Genomic DNA, 18,089 nt, shown 5'->3' on the forward strand with positions numbered 1-18,089 from the left:
CTAATATTCCTTAAAGTTTTAATTGTGCTTCAATTTTTCTTGCTTTAACCAAGAATGCTTTACGCTCTTTTTCAGGCATTCCTGAACCTGTTCCAGGTAATTTCACCGTCATTGGATTCACTGGTCGCCCATTGATATGAAATTCATAATGTAAATGTGGCCCTGTTGAACGCCCTGTATTGCCTGATAAACCAATACGCTCCCCTTTTTTGACCGTTTGACCTGGGCGAACTAGTTGGCGACTTAAATGCATATATACCGTTGTATATTGCCCACCGTGGCGTAATTTAATATAACGTCCAGCCCCATTTGCTTGATAAGCGACGTGTTCGACCACTCCATCGGCGGGTGCAATAATCGGAGTACCGACTGGCAAACCAAAATCCACCCCTTTATGTGGTGCTACTCGGCGAGTAACTGGGTGCAAACGTCTAGGGTTAAATGGAGAAGATACTCTTGGTGTAAATTGTAATGGATAGCGAGCAAAACCACGCCCTAGAGTTTCACCGTGTAAGCTATAATAGCGTCCATTATCTGCTTGAATTGCATAATAGCTTTTATTCTTACTAACTACCCGAATCGCTTCAACATTACCTAATTCCGTAACCTTACCATTGATATATTCACGCTTAACTAAAATAACAAACTTATCACCTTTTTTCAGTTTATTCATTGCTATTTGCCACTGTAATCCAGCTGCTAATTGATTAATTTGACGGGTAGATAATCCCTCTGCTTTTAAACTTGAAGTAAAGTCGCCATTTAATGTACCTTTAACAATATCTTGTTTCCAAATTCCTGTCTTCTTAATTGTTTGCACACTAAATTGATTTTTCGACTTTCTCTCAAAAATCTTTTCTTCTTTTTCAGACACCAACCAGTTCATATATTCCAATTCGCCATCTTTATCCAGCACCCAATAAAATTGCTGTCCTGTTTTCAAATTGGCTAATTGTGGGAATTTCTTCTCAAGAACTTTCGCAGTGGTTGCACTTAATCCAGACTGTTCTAACACATCTGCTAATTTATCACCACGCGCGACGGTATAACTAAATTGATTTTGAATGCGTAACGCTTCATCAGCAACATCTAAAAAACTCTCTAATGCTGTTTCAGCTTCAGGCGACAGCTTTTCTTTTTGAGCGTTTTCTTTAGCTGCTTCATTTTGAATACGCTCAATGGTTTCATCATCAATATCATCTTGAGCAATAAAATCATCTTCATAAGAAGTTGCGTTTTCATCCGTTGCTTCATTTGATTCAGGCTCATCAAATTCCCCGTCTTGAATATCAATATAGGTAAGCTCTTCATTCGCCATAATGGCAGAATGCGAAATATTCTCTAATGCCGATGTAACATTTCCCTTTTCTGATGATGTATCTGCTGGCTCTTGCTTTTCTGTGGCAAGGTTAGACGACCCATTTACCACTGTATTTGAGCTATTGACAATAACTTGTCCGCTCTGCTCGACTTTAGCGACATTTATGCTAACTGCATTACTCGGCATCTCTTGTTGTTTTAAGGTTAAAACAATCCCAATAAAAATAGATGCCATAGCAGATAGGAATATAATAAATTTTATTCTATTCTTTTTACGTTTTCTATCTCGTGCAAAAACAACGTGTTGCAAAATATTATCCTATGTTTTCTCTTATCTTTATTATTTATTTACACAATCATTCAGCTAAGACCCAATAACGAAATAAAAATTCCATTATTGCTGGTTGTCAAAGCAAAAAAAATCCGTTAATTTTATCGGGTTATTCCATTTAACCCAGTAAAAATGAACATCAAACAAATCAAACCGTTTTCGAATACGGATCAGGCTTTAGTAACCCTTAAAGCAATCAATGTAAACTTTGGTAGCCAATCCATCTTACAGAATGTTAGTCTGAAGATTTACCCTAATACTATTACCACTATTGTTGGTCCTAATGGTGGAGGGAAATCCACTTTATTAAAAGTGCTACTCAAACTGCTTCCCCCCAATAGTGGTGAAGTTGTTCATCATAAAAATTTAAAAGTTGGCTATGTACCACAAAAATTGCATTTAGAACACTCCATTCCAATTACGGTACATAAATTTCTGTCACTAAAACCGAATGCAACAAAGCAATCAATAGATGAGGCTTTGGCACTCTTTTCTATTACTCATTTGGCTGGAAATAGTATGCAAAAATTATCGGGTGGCGAATTACAACGAGTATTACTCGCTCGTGCGATTTTAGACCGCCCACAACTATTAGTACTAGATGAACCAATGCAAGGTGTGGATATTACAGGTCAAACGGAACTCTATCAACTATTAAATAAAACAAGGGCGTGGTTAAATTGTGCTATTTTGATGGTTTCCCACGATCTCAACATCGTAATGGCAAATACCGATGAAGTGCTTTGTATCAACCGCCATATTTGCTGTGCAGGATCGCCAGATAGAGTGTCATCAGATCCAAGCTTTATTCACTTCTTTGGCGATCAATTTGCTAATAATGTGGCATTCTATGCCCATAGACACAACCACCATCACAACCTACACGGAGATGTTTGTGATGGGCATTGCCAACATTAATTTTTTGAAGGGAAAATATGTTTGAAATCCTTTTTCCTGCTTGGTTAGCAGGCTTACTACTCGCTTTTATTACTGCACCACTTGGTGCCTTCGTTGTTTGGCGGAAAATGGCCTATTTTGGCGACACTCTTTCTCACTCGGCATTATTAGGTGTTGCATTAGGTATTTTCTTAGAAATCAATCCCTATCTTGCAGTGATTATAATGACGATTGCTTTGGCTCTTGGATTAGTTTGGTTAGAAAAACATTCTAACCACTCTGCCGATACCTTACTTGGCATCATTGCTCACAGTAGCTTATCTCTTGGAATCATTACCATCAGCTTATTAGATAACGTCCGAGTAGATTTAATGTCATATCTTTTTGGTGATCTCCTCGCCATTGATTTTAATGATGTGATATTTATCGGTGTTGGCGTTGTATTGATAGCAACTTTACTGGCAATTTTCTGGCAAAAATTCTTATCTATTACTATCAGCCCTGAACTCGCCCAAATAGAAGGGTTAAAGGTTTCTCAGTTACGCTTACTCTTGATGCTACTCACTGCACTCACGATTGCTTTAAGTATGAAATTTGTTGGTGCGTTAATTATTACATCATTGCTAATTATTCCAGCCGCAACTGCTCGGCGTTTTGCTACCACGCCAGAAAAAATGGTGGGATATGCTATTTTATTCAGCATTTTATCCGTTACAGGCGGGCTACTCTTTTCAGGTTTAAAAGATACGCCAGCAGGCCCATCAGTAGTAATTTGTGCAAGTTTTCTCTTTTTAGTGTCGCTGTGCAAAAAACAACATAACTAAGATCAATAATTCATAAGAATCTAGTTGAATTTTTTGTAAATTTTGGTTTAAATCACACCGCTTGTTGAATTATCTCAAGCGGTGTGATTATTTAAATAATAAATAAAAAAGTGAAGTAAATTATATGTGCCAATTATTAGGAATGAACTGTAACACTCCAACTGATATTACCTTTTCTTTTGATGGGTTTCGCCGTCGTGCAGGTTTAACCGATCACCATACTGATGGATTCGGTATTGCATTTTTTGAAGGAAAAGGTGTGAGAATTTTTAGAGATAACCGCCCTGGAGCTTCATCACCAATGGCAGATCTCGTCAGCCAATATCGAATTAAATCTTTCAATGTTATCGCACATATTCGTAAAGCTACTCGAGGCGATGTTAATTTAGAAAATACTCACCCTTTTATTCGAGAGCTTTGGGGGGAAAACTGGGTATTTGCCCATAACGGTACAGTAGAAGGTATTACCGTTTGTGAAAGTAATCACTACCAACCTATCGGCACAACAGATTCAGAAGCAGCATTTTGTTGTATTGCGGCACAACTGAAAGAACGCTTTCCATCAAAACCAACTGAAAAACAGATTTTTGATGCGATTGTAGAAATCACTAGTGAAATCGCCAAATATGGCGTGTTTAACTTTATTCTTTCAAATGGACATTGGATGATCGCGCGTTGCTCTACAAATCTCTACTATGTATGCCGTAAAGCACCTTTTGGCACTGCATTACGAGATGATGACGTAATGATTGATTTCCGCCAATACACCTGTGAAAGAGACAAAGTAACAATTATTACCACCCAACCACTGACTAAAAATGAACAGTGGACAAAGATGAAAAACGGTGGCTATGTTTTCTTCAAAGAGGGCGATATCCTTTATGAAATTGAAGGAACACTCCCTGATAATCTAAATCACGTTTAATTCATCTAATTTAACATCATATAATCTGTAATTGTGGTTATAAAATAGGGTGTAATGCATAAATGTTCTATTTATCCATTGCACCTTATTCTTTATATAGAATGTAGAATCCACTTATTTGGTGTAATGGACAAAAGTATGGGAAATTTATCATTACACTCTTTTTAAGTATACGATATGCTTACCTTCCTATATATATTTAAAACTTATCTTAGCCTTGATAAAAATAAACCGCTTGATATGGTTGTAATGTCAGTTTATCCGATGTTTTATTTATCACTTCGGAATAGTTATTTAGTAACATAGTCACAGACTGATTTTGCCATTCTGTTGGTAATTCAATTTGTTGGCTTTGTTTAGCTAAATTGGCAACAACCAATAGTTTTTCTGTTGCTGTTTGGCGTTGATAAACCCAAATGCTTGAGTGTTCAGGCAGATAATCGAGATAATTACCGTCCGTAAATATTGCCAACTGTTTACGCAATGCAATTAAAGTTTGGTAGGTATAAAATACTGAATTCTTATCTGCAATGGCTTGTTCTACATTGATTTGCGGATAGTTTTTTGCCACATCAATCCAAGGTGTTCCCGTACTAAAACCCGCATTCAATGAACTGTCCCACTGTACTGGCGTTCTGGAATTATCCCTTGATTTCTGCCCAAGTATTTGCAAAATTTTGCTCGTTTCGTACCGCTTGTCTAATAACGCTTGATAGGCATTTAGGCTTTCGACATCTCGATATGCTTCAATGGTGGAGAAATTCGGGTTAGTCATTCCGATTTCTTCGCCTTGATAAATATACGGTGTACCTTGCATTCCGTGTAACAGCATTGCTAACATTTTTGCCGAGATTGTACGATATTCGCCTTCATCACCAAAACGAGAAACAATTCTAGGTTGGTCGTGATTACACCAAAATAACGCATTCCACGCTCGATTGTGCATTCCATTTTGCCAGTAATTAAAAATAGATTTTAGCTCGACATAATCAGGTTGAGCATAAGTCCATTTTTCACCATTCGGATAATCCACTTTTAAGTGATGAAAATTAAAGGTCATTGAAAGCTCTGTGCCTGCTAGATTTGCATATTGCTGACAATGGCTTAATTGTGTTGATGACATTTCACCGACAGTCATTAACCCAAAAGGCGTTAAGGCTTTTTGATTAAGTTCTTGTAAATATTGATGAATTTTAGGGCCGTCCGTATAAAAACGGCGACCATCACCGATTTCATCATTTTCAAAATGTTCGGGTTTAGAGATTAAATTCACCACATCTAAGCGTAAGCCATCAATGCCTTTTTCCGCCCAAAATTGACAAATTGAGAATAATTCTGTGCGTAATTTGGGGTTTTCCCAGTTTAAATCCGCTTGTTCAGGTGCGAATAAATGTAAGTAGTATTTTTGTGCTTTATCCGACCATTTCCACGCAGAACCGCCAAATTTTGATTGCCAGTTAGTTGGCTCTTCTCGCCAAATGTAGTAGTCGTGATACTCACTATTTGGATCTTCCCCCTCCACAAACCATTGATGAAAAGTAGAACTATGGTTGAATACCATATCCATCACAATTTTTATATTGCGTTTGTGAGCTTCAGCAATCAGTTGCTCAAAATCCGCCATTGTGCCGTAACTTGGATCAATGTTGCGATAATCGGCTATATCGTAGCCATTATCAATTTGTGGTGAAACGTACATTGGTGTAATCCAAATGCCATCTACACCTAATGTTTGCAGATAATCAAGGCGTTTAATAATGCCTTGAATATCACCTGTACCACTTCCTGTGGTATCTTGGAACGATTTTGGGTAAATTTGATAAATAACACCGTTTTTCCACCAGTTAGAATTACTCATTATTTTATGTCCTTAAATACTGTTATTTGCTTGCTGAAATTAAATGTAATAAGGGCTTATCGCCCTTACTACAAACTGCTTTTTATTCAATTTCGCCTTTTAATACTTTACGTTTATATACTGCCATTGTGAGTAAAACTGGTACAGCAATCGCAATCAACATTGCAATGGCAAACACGCCCCAGAATTGATGTTGAATAGAAAGAATACCAGGTAAACCACCCACACCAACGCTACTTGCAAGTACGCCAGCAAAACCACAAACCAATGCAGCCGATGCCGAGCCGATCATTGCACATAGCATTGGGAAACGGTATTTTAAGTTGATACCGTACATCGCAGGCTCTGTTACCCCTAAGTAAGCAGAAAGAGCTGCAGGTAATGCTACTTCACGCACTTTCGCTTTTTTCGCCATAATTAAAATTGCCACTACTGCCGATGCTTGTGCAATGTTTGAAAGTGCAATTAAAGGCCAAACAGGTGTCCCGCCAATGCTGCCAATCATTTGGAAATCAACCGCAAGCGTGGTTTGATGCACGCCAGTGACCACTAGCGGTGCATATAAGAAACCAAATAACGCCGCACCGATAGGGGCAAATTCACCTGTCATTGCTGCTTTTACAACAAAGGCTACGCCGTTGCCAATCTCACGTCCAATTGGTCCAATAATTGCGTGAGCTAAGAACACTGCTAAAATAATTGATGTTACAGGAACAATGATTAAATTTAAGAAATCAGGCACAATCTTGGTTAAGATACGTTCAATATAAGAGAGCACTAGTCCAGCCATAATCGCAGGGATAACCTGTGCTTGATAGCCCACCTTCTCAATAGAGAACATTCCGAAATCCCAAACTTCTGGCGTTTGTGAACCCAATGCGTAGGAATTCATTAGTTGTCCCGATACAAGCGTAACCCCAAGTACAATAGCGAGTATTTGTGATGTTCCCATTTTACGTGCGATAGACCAACAGATCCCAACAGGTAAAAAGAAGAAAATCGCTTCCCCAATTAGCCATAAAAACGAGTGCATACTTGCCCAAAAAGCACTCACTTCTACTAAGGTTTTCGTGCCATCTTCAAACATTTTAATGTCGCCAATTACATTGCGGAAACCTAAAATCAAACCACCACTGATAAGGGCAGGTAATAATGGAATAAAAATATCCGCCATATGTGAAATGGCACTTTCATACCATTTTTGATTTTTACGAGCAGCTGCTTTTACTTGATCTTTACTCACACCACTTTCTAAACCAGCTTGCTCCAATACTAATTTATAATAATCACCAACTTCTTGCCCAATAACGACTTGGTATTGCCCTCCCGTTGAAAAGTTAGCTTTTACCATTGGTAGCTCTTCAATCGCTTTGCCATCCACTTTACTTTCATCATTGAGTACAAAACGTAAACGAGTAATACAGTGTGTTAAGGTTGCGATATTTTCTTTACCGCCGAGTAATTCGATCAACTTAGTTACATTGCTCGGATCAATTTTCTTTGCCATAAATAGCCTCTTTAAAATGAAGGAATAAATTTGTGCGTATTATAGATAGGTTTATTTCTTAATCAATGGGAACGTTCCCATAAAATAAAAGAAAAATGTGAAGAAGATCACAAAACAGAAAAATAATAAGCCACCTAACCAACATTTAACCTTTCTTATTCCAAAATAATAAATAAAATACACCTTAAATAACAAGTTAATATATAGGAATAAGTATGAAAATTATCTCACCGCAAGAAGTAAAAGAAATGTGTATGCAAGGAGCAGTATTGATTGATATTCGTGAAACCGCTGAACATAGACGTGAGCATATATCTGGCTCACTTTCTTTACCTTTATCTCAGTTACAAGCTACAAATGCACCTAATTTCCCTTCAAATAGCGTAGTTATTTTTCACTGTAAATCGGGTGTAAGAACAAAGCAGGCTGAAATCCAATTAAATGAAATTTCTCAGCAACATAATTGTGATGTCTATCTGCTTGAAAATGGTATTGATGGTTGGAAACAAGCAGGGCTAGAAACTATACTAGATCGTTCCCAACCTATTGATTTAATGCGACAAGTACAGATTACGGCAGGTTCATTCGTATTGTTGGGTACGATACTCGGTACATTTATTCACCCTTTGTTCTATTCTATTTCAGCATTTATTGGAGCAGGTTTAATCTTTGCAGGAGTAACAGGATTTTGTGGAATGGCTCGTTTATTAGCCCAAATGCCTTGGAATAAATAAATGTAAGAACACTCTGCAAAACCCTACATTCAGTAATTACAAAATAGCCAACGGCAATTCCAACCGAGCCAATAGTTTCTGTTCGTCTTCCAAATCTGCCAAGACAAGTGGATTTTGGTGTAAAAACTCAGCTTCAAATTGAAGTTGCCAGTTACTAGATTGAATTTGTAGCGATAACTGTTGTGGAATAATTGTGGCTTGTCGAGAACGATTTAATAATACAGCCAAACGAAATACACGCAATAAGGTTAAAATATCCCGATGCTGAAAACGATTTGTTCCTCTAATATCGCTCTTTTTAAATCCTTTAAGGTGATAACGCATCAACAAAGTGAGTAAATTTTGTTGTTCACTATCAAACCCAGGTAAATCTCGATTAGCAATAATATAGGCCGAATGTCGATGTACATTATTATGGTTAATCGTAATGCCCACTTCGTGTAACATACTTGCCCAAGTCAGAATGGCTCGCAATTCGTTAATCTGAAACTTGTTTTTCCAAATTTTTACTTGCTCAAAAAGCTGTAATGCTGTTTGTTTTACTCGTTCAGCTTGTTGCAGATCGATATTAAACTGCTCTGCTAAAGCCTCCGCCGTTCGCTGACGAATATCACCAACTTGAAAGCTTTTCTCCAGACCATACATTACGCCTTCTCGCAAAGCACCATCAGAATAACGCATTGAACGAATTTGGAAGGTATGGAATAAAGCGAGTAAGATAGCTAAACCAGGTACAAGTACATCGGCTCGTTCCTCGACTAAACCTTTTAATTGAATTTGGTTTAAATTATTGAATTTTAAGCAAATTGAAATCAACTCTTGTAGTCGGGCTTCATTGATTACACCATCATGATAATGATTTGCCAATAACACCTTACTCACTGTCTTAATTGTACCCGATGATCCTAAAACGTGTTCCCACCCAAGTTCTCGATATTCCCAAGCAAGATCTTCAATTTTTTCCATTGCGGATTGATATGCAGTATCAAAACGTGCTTGTGTTAATTCGCCATTAGGAAAAAATCGTTTAGCAAAACTGACACACCCCATATGGCGACTTTCTGCACGTAATGGGGTAAAACCATCACCGATGGTCATCTCTGTTGAGCCACCACCAATATCAACCACAAATTTTCTACCTTTTTCTGGTTGTGTATGGCTCACCCCCGAATAAATCAATTTCGCTTCTTCAGCCCCTGTGATGATATGAATTGGGAAAGGAAAAACTGTTTTTGCTTTTGCTAAAAACTCTTCATTATTTACCGCTCTGCGTAAGGTGTAAGTTCCTACCACTTTAACATTTTCAGCTGAAAAACCCGTTAATCGTTTTGCAAATAATCCTAAACAAGCAACACCACGATCTATCGCTTCTTGGCTAAGTACTCGATGTTCATCTAACCCATCGGCTAAGCGTACTCGGCGTTTAATTCGAGAGAGAATTTGAATAGATCCGTTCACAATCCTTGCGACAATCATATGAAAGCTGTTTGAGCCTAAATCAATGGCTGCAAATTCACGAGGTGGATGAAATTCAGATTGCATAAGATGTCCTTTGTGAGCGAATAAAATAAGATGAAGTGTAACATTTTTTTCATCAAGAATGGATAATTTCCTTATCTTTCATAGCGATTTCTAGTAGAATGCGAAACGTTTTTTCTAACAAAATAATTTCTATATTTAAACTATTTGAGGTTAATATGTCCAAATTTCCATCAATCTCAGAAATTCTCGCTGGCAAAGTTGCCGTAGGTGAGGAAGTTTCTGTTCGTGGTTGGGTGCGTACTCGCCGTGATTCTAAAGCGGGTCTTTCATTTTTAGCGGTATATGATGGATCTTGTTTTGATCCAATACAAGCAATTATCAATAATGATCTCGCAAATTATCAAGATGAAGTATTACGCCTGACAGCAGGTTGCTCTGTTATTGTAACAGGTAAAATTGTAGAATCACCAGCCGAAGGTCAAGCCGTTGAACTTCAAGCGACCCAAGTTGAAGTGGTTGGTTGGGTTGAAGATCCTGATACTTATCCAATGGCAGCAAAACGCCATTCTATTGAATATTTACGCGAAGTAGCTCACTTACGCCCTCGCACGAACTTAATCGGTGCGGTAGCTCGTGTACGCCACTGTTTAGCACAAGCAATTCATCGTTTTTTCCACGAGCAAGGTTTTTACTGGGTTGCAACACCATTGATTACTGCATCAGATACCGAAGGTGCAGGTGAAATGTTCCGAGTTTCAACCTTAGATTTAGAAAATTTACCGCGTGGTGAAAATGGTAAGGTTGATTTTAGCCAAGATTTCTTTGGTAAAGAGTCGTTTTTAACCGTTTCAGGCCAGTTAAATGGGGAAACTTATGCTTGTGCATTAAGTAAAATTTATACTTTTGGCCCTACATTCCGTGCTGAAAACTCAAATACAACTCGCCACTTAGCAGAATTCTGGATGGTTGAGCCTGAAATTGCTTTTGCAAATTTAGCAGACAATGCCAAATTAGCTGAAGATATGCTGAAATATGTCTTCCGAGCAGTTTTAGCAGAGCGTAAAGATGATATGGCATTTTTTGCGAAACACGTTGATAGCAATGTCATTAACCGCTTAGAACAATTTGTAAACTCTGACTTCGCTCAAATTGATTACACTGATGCGATTGATGTGTTACTCAAATCAGGTAAAGATTTTGAATTCCCTGTTGAATGGGGTATTGATTTATCATCAGAACACGAACGCTACCTTGCTGAAGAGTATTTCAAATCACCTGTTGTTGTGAAAAACTATCCGAAAGATATTAAAGCATTCTATATGCGTTTAAATGATGATGGTAAAACCGTTGCAGCAATGGACGTATTAGCACCAGGAATTGGTGAAATCATCGGTGGTTCACAACGTGAAGAACGTTTAGATGTATTAGATCGCCGTATGGTAGAGATGGGGTTAAACCCTGAAGATTACTGGTGGTATCGTGATTTACGCAAATACGGTACTGTTCCACATTCAGGCTTTGGTTTAGGTTTTGAACGTTTAATCGTTTATGTAACAGGTTTACAAAACATTCGTGAAGTTATTCCATTCCCACGCGCACCAAGAAATGCGAATTTCTAATTCTATTAAACGTATAACGTGGGCTTTATAGCCCACTTTTATAAACCAGTTCATCAGAACTGGCTTTATTATCTCAACGACATTGTGCTTTAAAGCGTAGCAAATGATCTAATAAAACGATGGCTACCATCGCTTCTGCAATGGGTACAGCACGAATACCGACACAAGGGTCGTGTCGCCCTTTAGTAATCAGCTCTACGGCTTCGTTGTTAAGATTTACGCTACGTCCAGGAATTGTAATGCTTGATGTTGGTTTTAGCGCAATATGAGCGATAATTGGTTGCCCTGAACTAATCCCACCTAAAATACCGCCTGCGTGGTTTGAACAAAAACCTTCAGGAGTCATTTCATCACGATGATCTGTCCCTTTCTGCTCTACTACCCCAAAACCATCGCCAATTTCAACGCCTTTCACTGCGTTAATAGACATTAAAGCGTGTGCAAGATCAGCATCTAAGCGATCAAAAACAGGTTCTCCTAATCCGACTGGCACATTTTCTGCGATTACAGTCAATTTTGCACCGATTGAATTACCTTCTTTTTTAAGTTCTCGAATTAGCTCATCAAATTTTTCAACCGCTTGTGGATCAGGGCAAAAGAACGGATTGCTATTAACTTGTTGCCAATCTATTTTCTGAATATCCGCAATACTGCTCGGATCAATTCTCACAGAACCGATCTGTGATAAATAACCACGAACTTCAACCCCAAATTGTTCCTTCAAATATTTCTTTGCAATCGCCCCTGCTGCAACTCGCATTGCAGTTTCACGAGCAGATGAGCGTCCACCACCACGATAATCTCGGATACCGTATTTTTGCTGGTAGGTAAAATCTGCGTGTCCTGGACGATATTTATCCATAATATCCCCATAGTCTTTTGAGCGTTGATCACCATTTTTAATGATTAAACCAATACTTGTACCTGTGGTTTTACCTTCAAATACACCCGATAAAATTTGCACTTCATCGTCTTCTCTACGTGGTGTTGTATAGCGTGATGTACCTGGTTTTCTACGATCTAAATCGGGTTGGATATCTGCTTCGGTCAAACTCATATTAGGCGGTACGCCATCTACAATACAACCTAAAGCGATGCCGTGAGATTCACCAAACGTCGTTACTTTAAATAATTGTCCAATACTGTTTCCTGCCATTTTCTCTTCCTTATTGTGTTAGTTGCATCATTTTCGCTGGTGTATTTGCATTATGAAGATGCACATCCATCTGCTGAAATGCAATTTTTATTTGATGTTGTTTAAATAATTCGTCTATACGATGATATAAGAAATTACGCGTTTCTGAACGGTCGTCCAATTCTGCAACATAAACGTTCAATTCGTGTTCTATCCAGCCTTCCCCAAAACTCAGTAAATTAACACTTGTTGATGGTTCAGTCATTACTTTTGGTGCTTCTGAAGCTGCTTGGAATAAGAGTTTTCTTACCATATCTAAATCACATTGGTTACTAATTTTCATCTGAATTTGAATACGCGTAATCGTATTATTCAGTGTCCAGTTAATAAAGCGATCGGTTACAAAAGCTTGGTTAGGTAGTACTACTTCTTTGTTTTCATCATCAATCAATGTTGTTGAACGTAAGCGAATTTTGCTAATTACCCCAGTAAATGCTCCGACTGTTACCTTATCTCCCACACGAATTGGGCGTTCAAATAATAAGATTGTTCCTGATACAAAACTACCAAAAATTTCTCGAACCCCAAAACCTAGACCGACTGAAAGTGCGGTAAAGACCCATTGGATCTTACTCCACGAGATCCCTAATGATGTAAAAGCCGAAATACTGCCAAAAGTAACAATGAAATAAGTGAGAACAGCAGTAATTGTATGTGGTGTTCCTTTAGATAACTTTATCCGAGAAAAGAAAGTTACTTCTAAAATACCTGCAATATTTTTCACCAATACATAGGTGATTACAATATAAATGCTCGACCGTAATAAATTCAGTAAAGTAATTGATTCTACAACAGTACCTTTTGCGGTGGTTTCTACTTGTTCCCACAAAATAACACCATTGAGATAATAAGCCACACTAATTAAATCTGACCAAATTGCATAGAGCGAAACAAACAGTAACACCCAAGCAATTAAATCTGCCATTCTGAAAATTTGCTCATTAACCGTAGAGATTTTAATCTTTTCTTCTCTAGGCTCTTCTTTACTTGGCTCTTGAGCCTGCTCGCGAATTTTTTCTCGTTTATTTTGTAAACGGCGATATGCCATTCTACGAGAAGAGATAGTCAATGAACGATAAGCAAAGTAACGTCCAAAAACCCAAACTAATGCAACCAAATAACTCTTAATAATATGCTCAATAACATAAACTGCTGTATAGTAATAACCTAAAATAATCAACACAATCAATGTGACTGGCACAACAAATAGTACTAAACGCAAGAGCTTAAATAACCCTACACTGCGTTTCGTTCCATCTTCTAATACTGCATTTTGGTATTCTTGAATCCCCCTATCAAGCAATGGTCTAATGACAAATAAACATAAGAGTAATGCCAGAATAGTCATTACTTGACCAATGACATCATTGCTGAAATCAATACTATCGACCTGAGAGAAAAGCGATGAAACGACTAAAAGTAATACAACAATCCAAATGGATTGACGAATAATTCGTTGGAAGATCTCATTACTTGCTTGTGGCATTCCAAAATGGCTATAAGCAATACCATTATGTCTTAATAGTTCTAGTACTGTTGCAAAAAATACCCAATAGCCCGATACAGAGGTAATCCATACGGTTGTTGATAATGGATTAGTAAAAAATATAGAAAGCAAAATCGTTGAAATAATCAAAAACAGTAAATTACCTGGTAATGTAAGTACAACTGTCCATAACATTGCTTCAGGTGTATGCCAATGGCTATCATTTTTTAAAGTATTAACTTGGCTAGCTAATTTTGCTAAACGCTGTTTAATCGCTGGTTTCTTCCAAATTATAAGCCCATATAGTAATAATAACGTTAAAATGAACGCTAATTTAGATGGTAAATTTTGTTTAATATTTTCAAAACCAATATATTTAGTTAATTCACTAATTTCCTTTAGCGCTAATTTAGGAAATGTTTCTAACCAAAATAAATCAATTGGATTATTGCTTTGTACCCAAAAACTCTGTTGCTGTAGTTTACTTTGTAATGAGTCACTAAGCTCAATAACTTTATGTTGTATTGATTCAATTTCATTAGATAAATTGAGCTGAGAATTTAATGTTTTAACTAAATCGACTAAAATCTTCTCACGCTCTTTTAAAATATCATTCAATATTTGTCTTTCATCATCATCAAATAATATTTTATTCTTCGTTTGTAATTTATCAATAACATTCGGAATATTATATAGTTCATCTCGCTTTTGTGTAATATCAAACAATTCCACCCGTAAAGTTGCAATATCTTTTGCCAATCCTTTAATCACACTATCTGTTGGCAAACTTTGTTTTTGTTGGTTAATTACTCGAGAAAGGACTAATGTTCCTTGTAACGCACTAATTTGCTCTTCAATATTACGCTTTGTATGTGTTAATGCGTCCAAGACATTTTTTGCTCTTAAATTATCTTGAGATAATCTATTTACTTTTTGTGTCTGCTCAACAAGATATTGGCTTAAATCTGTATTTAAAGTTAATTCTTCCTGAATAATTGGGTTTTCAATCTTATTATTTGCTTTTAATTCTTCAGCTTGTTTAGCTTGTGCTTGATACTCTTTTAAACGATTCGCATTTAATACATCTTGTAAAAAAGAGAGCTGTTTTTGTAATAATTGTTGTTTAAGGTTAATTTCTGTTTTACGAGATTCATCAATTGAAATCAACAAATCAATATTTTGCCCTAGAATTAAATTATAGCGATTATTCACCTCAATATATTTTAATTCTGCATTATATTTATCAATCAGTGATTTACTTGCTTGACTATTATATTTCCAACGATTTAATTTCTCTGCTTGTGCATTATTTTCGGAAATCTGTTTACGAGTAAAATCTAGAGCCGAGCGATAACTAGCTAGACTTGAGCTGACTTCATTTAATTTCGTTTGATTATCTTGCAGTTGTTGATGAATAGTATCTTGCCTATTTTCAACAGCCTCATTACTTAAAGCTGTAAAATTATTAACGCTAGATTCTAATTCTTCTTTTAATTGCTGAATACTCGTTTGATATTTTGCAAGCGTATTAGGTGCATCTTTAATTTTCTTTTCTAAATTTTCAATATCAGCTTGCTGTTTTTTTGTTTTTTCAATAAAAGATAATGCCCCCTCTAGATTTTTTGCTAGAAGAGTCATTTCATCATTTGTATTTGATTTTAAAGCGTCTAATTGTATCTTAATATCGTCTGCAGAAACAAAATTCTCTACAGCTTGAATAGGGTTTACCGCTACTAACCACAGGCAACTTATTATCCCCCAAATTCGTTTATACATTTTTTTCTCTCTTAAATTGTAAAGCGATTTCTTGTTGTAATTTTTTTCTCGGATATTTTATCCCACCTTGAATATGTGATGGGAATGGAACATAAGCAATCGGTAATTTAAATTTTTCTAAATGCTGTTTTGCAAAATCTTCTAACAATCTGACCGCTTGTAAATTAAATAATTCAGTAAATTTCACAACTGCAACAGGTCTAAAGCCAAATTCATTATCACTAATTGGAATTATCATTACTTGCTCAATTAAGCCTGATGATAATAATATTTTTTCAATTTGTTCAGGTTGGATATTTTCTCCACCCGAAATAAACATATTATCTAAACGCCCCTCTACTACTAAATGATTTTGTTTATTCCAATACCCCTTATCTTTTGTTTCAAACCAACCTTGAACATTGATAAAGGGAACAATCTGTTGATTAAGCCAGTAACCTAGCCCTAAACCTGCACCTCTCACCCAAATTTCATCGTGTTCAATTAGGATTTCTCTCTGCCATAGTGGACGACCAACATTATCATTTTCCGCTTTCACCGCACAAACTGTCGATGCCATTTCAGTTAGCCCATATCCAGCATAGGTTTCTATACCTTGTTGCATTGCTTGTGTAATCAATTCACTGGGTATAAAAGCCCCACCTAATAGTATTTTTTGTTTTTTTACACATCTTTCTGTTTGAGCTAAATAACGTTGCAGTTGGGTAGGAACTAAAGAAGCGTGACTAGACTGAGCTAAGCCTTGCCAGAAATCTTGCTTATTTTCAACCAGCATCAATGTTGCCCCTACCGAAAGCCAACGCCATACAATGCCTTGCCCAGAAACGTGGAATAGCGGTAAGCTCAATAACCAGCAATCTTGCTGTTTAAAATCCATTAGTTCGCATACGCCTTTAGCATTATCCAAATGCTGTTGAATTGTATGTACAACGGCTTTCGGGTTACCTGAAGATCCTGATGTTAATGTAAAAGTAGCTGGCAAATTAAAGTGATCTATTTGGTTACAATTTGCTTGTAACATATAAGCGGTAAGATCTTGAGAAAAATCTGCAAAATGCTGATCAGTAATCAAAACTTGTACACTATTCTGTGATAAACAATATTTCAACTGTTTTTCAGGCATCATAGGAGAAATCTGTAATAGCCTCGCTCCCATTGCTAATGTAGCACAATAACATAATAGCCCTGCTAAACGATGAGATCCTTGATAAGCAATCAATGAATTAGACTTAACTCCAATTTGAGCTAAGTATAGCTGAGTAGAAAGTACTAATCTCTGCCACTCAGCCCAAGTAATCTGCTCAGCTATATTTGGAAAAAGTGTCGATGATAAAGATAAAACAGAATTTTCACCTTGTGAATTGCCCTTTTTCCAAATGATAGCGACTTCATTTGGCTGATGTTCCGCCCAATAAGCGGTGGGAAATTGCAAAAATTCTGCGACCATTGACGATAAATCTAAAACTAGGCTAACGAATTTTTGACAAGCTCAATCAATGTTTCAGGTAGTTCCATTTCCTGCATAATTAAACCTAAAATAATCCCTTTACGTTCAGTATTATTATTTGTAATTACCCAAAATGGAGAGTCAGGGATCTGCTTCGCTTTAACACTGCTGCCCGTTGCTAAAATTGTTTCTTTATCTCTTGCAAAATAAATACGTTCACTGCCTTGCACATTCTCAGTAGCGTGTGCAAATTCTTCAGGATTCATTACATAAAGTGCTGAAAGTATTTGTAAAAAACGATTAACAACTTTAGTTTCACTTGTAAACTTACTTGAAGCAATAGTAAATTCTACACGTTTAATCAACTTTTCCTGATCTGTAAGCACTTTCTTGGTTTTCGGTAACTTTGCGAGATCTTTGAGTTCATTGATCATATTTTCTTGCACAAGCACAAATGGCTGGGGCGATGCTGGCAAACGCAATAAACGACGCAGAATATCGGAGGCACTTTCGCCAATTGCTTGAGTACGACTTGCAATATAGTGATATAATTCGTCATCAACTTCGATGGTTTTCATCTTTTCCCCTTAAATATCTTGATTACAAAAAAATTCTAGGCATTATACGCATTTCAGATCTAATTTACAGGATCTGATTTGAATTATTTAGATAAATTTTAGTGAATTTT

The 18,089-nt window shown here is 36.8% G+C and carries 13 protein-coding genes; 5 read left to right on the top strand and 8 right to left on the bottom strand.

Annotation, left to right across the window (positions count from 1 at the left end; genetic code table 11):
* Window positions 1–10: 10 nt before the first annotated feature.
* Window positions 11–1,555, bottom strand: a complete 1,545-nt coding sequence (gene mepM, locus A1D25_RS04130; protein ID WP_157394426.1) for a murein DD-endopeptidase MepM — start codon at window positions 1,553–1,555, stop codon at window positions 11–13.
* Between the two features lie 228 nt (window positions 1,556–1,783).
* Here mepM and znuC point away from each other — a divergent pair, with 228 nt between their 5' ends.
* The 3 genes from znuC (at window position 1,784) to A1D25_RS04145 (ending at window position 4,297) form a co-directional block, all read left to right on the top strand.
* On the top strand, window positions 1,784–2,569 hold the full coding sequence (znuC, locus tag A1D25_RS04135) for a zinc ABC transporter ATP-binding protein ZnuC (RefSeq protein ID WP_157394427.1): 786 nt from the start codon (window positions 1,784–1,786) through the stop codon (window positions 2,567–2,569).
* Window positions 2,570–2,586: 17 nt separating this feature from the next.
* The gene (gene znuB, locus A1D25_RS04140) at window positions 2,587–3,372 is read left to right on the top strand and encodes a zinc ABC transporter permease subunit ZnuB (protein ID WP_157394428.1); all 786 of its coding nucleotides are present in this window, start codon (window positions 2,587–2,589) and stop codon (window positions 3,370–3,372) included.
* Window positions 3,373–3,496: 124 nt separating this feature from the next.
* Complete coding sequence (locus A1D25_RS04145; protein ID WP_157394429.1) at window positions 3,497–4,297, top strand: class II glutamine amidotransferase; 801 nt, start codon at window positions 3,497–3,499, stop codon at window positions 4,295–4,297.
* Window positions 4,298–4,508: 211 nt separating this feature from the next.
* Here the strand turns inward: A1D25_RS04145 and treC are convergent, their stop codons facing one another.
* Window positions 4,509–6,155 (bottom strand): alpha,alpha-phosphotrehalase, encoded by a 1,647-nt coding sequence (gene treC, locus A1D25_RS04150; protein WP_157394430.1) that lies wholly within the window; start codon window positions 6,153–6,155, stop codon window positions 4,509–4,511.
* Between the two features lie 82 nt (window positions 6,156–6,237).
* Window positions 6,238–7,662, bottom strand: a complete 1,425-nt coding sequence (gene treB / locus A1D25_RS04155) for a PTS trehalose transporter subunit IIBC (RefSeq protein WP_157394431.1) — start codon at window positions 7,660–7,662, stop codon at window positions 6,238–6,240.
* 215 nt (window positions 7,663–7,877) lie between these two features.
* Between treB and A1D25_RS04160 the strand changes: the two genes are divergently transcribed.
* On the top strand, window positions 7,878–8,396 hold the full coding sequence (locus A1D25_RS04160) for a rhodanese family protein (RefSeq protein WP_157394432.1): 519 nt from the start codon (window positions 7,878–7,880) through the stop codon (window positions 8,394–8,396).
* Window positions 8,397–8,432: 36 nt separating this feature from the next.
* Here the strand turns inward: A1D25_RS04160 and ppx are convergent, their stop codons facing one another.
* Window positions 8,433–9,938 (bottom strand): exopolyphosphatase, encoded by a 1,506-nt coding sequence (ppx, locus tag A1D25_RS04165; RefSeq protein WP_157394433.1) that lies wholly within the window; start codon window positions 9,936–9,938, stop codon window positions 8,433–8,435.
* 155 nt (window positions 9,939–10,093) lie between these two features.
* On the opposite strand from ppx, the gene asnS reads away from it, so the two are divergent.
* Entirely contained in the window at window positions 10,094–11,497 is a 1,404-nt protein-coding gene (asnS, locus tag A1D25_RS04170; protein ID WP_157394434.1) for an asparagine--tRNA ligase, read from the top strand.
* Window positions 11,498–11,570: 73 nt separating this feature from the next.
* Here asnS and aroC read toward each other — a convergent pair whose 3' ends face one another.
* The 4 genes from aroC to seqA are packed head-to-tail and all read right to left on the bottom strand — an operon-like array spanning window position 11,571 to window position 17,979.
* Window positions 11,571–12,653, bottom strand: a complete 1,083-nt coding sequence (aroC, locus tag A1D25_RS04175) for a chorismate synthase (protein WP_157394435.1) — start codon at window positions 12,651–12,653, stop codon at window positions 11,571–11,573.
* A 10-nt stretch (window positions 12,654–12,663) separates the two neighbouring features.
* Window positions 12,664–15,954, bottom strand: a complete 3,291-nt coding sequence (mscK, locus tag A1D25_RS04180; RefSeq protein ID WP_157394436.1) for a mechanosensitive channel MscK — start codon at window positions 15,952–15,954, stop codon at window positions 12,664–12,666.
* The gene (gene menE / locus A1D25_RS04185) at window positions 15,947–17,401 is read right to left on the bottom strand and encodes an o-succinylbenzoate--CoA ligase (RefSeq protein ID WP_157394437.1); all 1,455 of its coding nucleotides are present in this window, start codon (window positions 17,399–17,401) and stop codon (window positions 15,947–15,949) included. Before menE ends, mscK begins: the two co-directional genes overlap by 8 nt.
* Window positions 17,402–17,418: 17 nt before the next feature.
* Window positions 17,419–17,979 carry a replication initiation negative regulator SeqA gene (gene seqA / locus A1D25_RS04190; RefSeq protein WP_157394438.1) on the bottom strand — a complete coding sequence of 187 codons (561 nt, stop codon included), beginning with the start codon at window positions 17,977–17,979 and terminating at the stop codon, window positions 17,419–17,421.
* Between the last annotated feature and the right edge of the window lie 110 nt (window positions 17,980–18,089).

The sequence above is a fragment of the Ursidibacter arcticus genome (genome assembly GCF_009761375.1).
Taxonomy (GTDB): Bacteria; Pseudomonadota; Gammaproteobacteria; order Enterobacterales; family Pasteurellaceae; genus Ursidibacter; species Ursidibacter arcticus.

Excerpts from the sequence above, each read along its gene's own strand:
- mepM (WP_157394426.1), bottom strand. The coding sequence starts at position 1,555 with ATGGCATCTATTTTTATTGGGATTGTTTTAACCTTAAAACAACAAGAG.
- znuC (WP_157394427.1), top strand. The coding sequence starts at position 1,784 with ATGAACATCAAACAAATCAAACCGTTTTCGAATACGGATCAGGCTTTA.
- znuB (WP_157394428.1), top strand. The coding sequence starts at position 2,587 with ATGTTTGAAATCCTTTTTCCTGCTTGGTTAGCAGGCTTACTACTCGCT.
- A1D25_RS04145 (WP_157394429.1), top strand. The coding sequence starts at position 3,497 with ATGTGCCAATTATTAGGAATGAACTGTAACACTCCAACTGATATTACC.
- treC (WP_157394430.1), bottom strand. The coding sequence starts at position 6,155 with ATGAGTAATTCTAACTGGTGGAAAAACGGTGTTATTTATCAAATTTAC.
- treB (WP_157394431.1), bottom strand. The coding sequence starts at position 7,662 with ATGGCAAAGAAAATTGATCCGAGCAATGTAACTAAGTTGATCGAATTA.
- A1D25_RS04160 (WP_157394432.1), top strand. The coding sequence starts at position 7,878 with ATGAAAATTATCTCACCGCAAGAAGTAAAAGAAATGTGTATGCAAGGA.
- ppx (WP_157394433.1), bottom strand. The coding sequence starts at position 9,938 with ATGCAATCTGAATTTCATCCACCTCGTGAATTTGCAGCCATTGATTTA.
- asnS (WP_157394434.1), top strand. The coding sequence starts at position 10,094 with ATGTCCAAATTTCCATCAATCTCAGAAATTCTCGCTGGCAAAGTTGCC.
- aroC (WP_157394435.1), bottom strand. The coding sequence starts at position 12,653 with ATGGCAGGAAACAGTATTGGACAATTATTTAAAGTAACGACGTTTGGT.
- mscK (WP_157394436.1), bottom strand. The coding sequence starts at position 15,954 with ATGTATAAACGAATTTGGGGGATAATAAGTTGCCTGTGGTTAGTAGCG.
- menE (WP_157394437.1), bottom strand. The coding sequence starts at position 17,401 with ATGGTCGCAGAATTTTTGCAATTTCCCACCGCTTATTGGGCGGAACAT.
- seqA (WP_157394438.1), bottom strand. The coding sequence starts at position 17,979 with ATGAAAACCATCGAAGTTGATGACGAATTATATCACTATATTGCAAGT.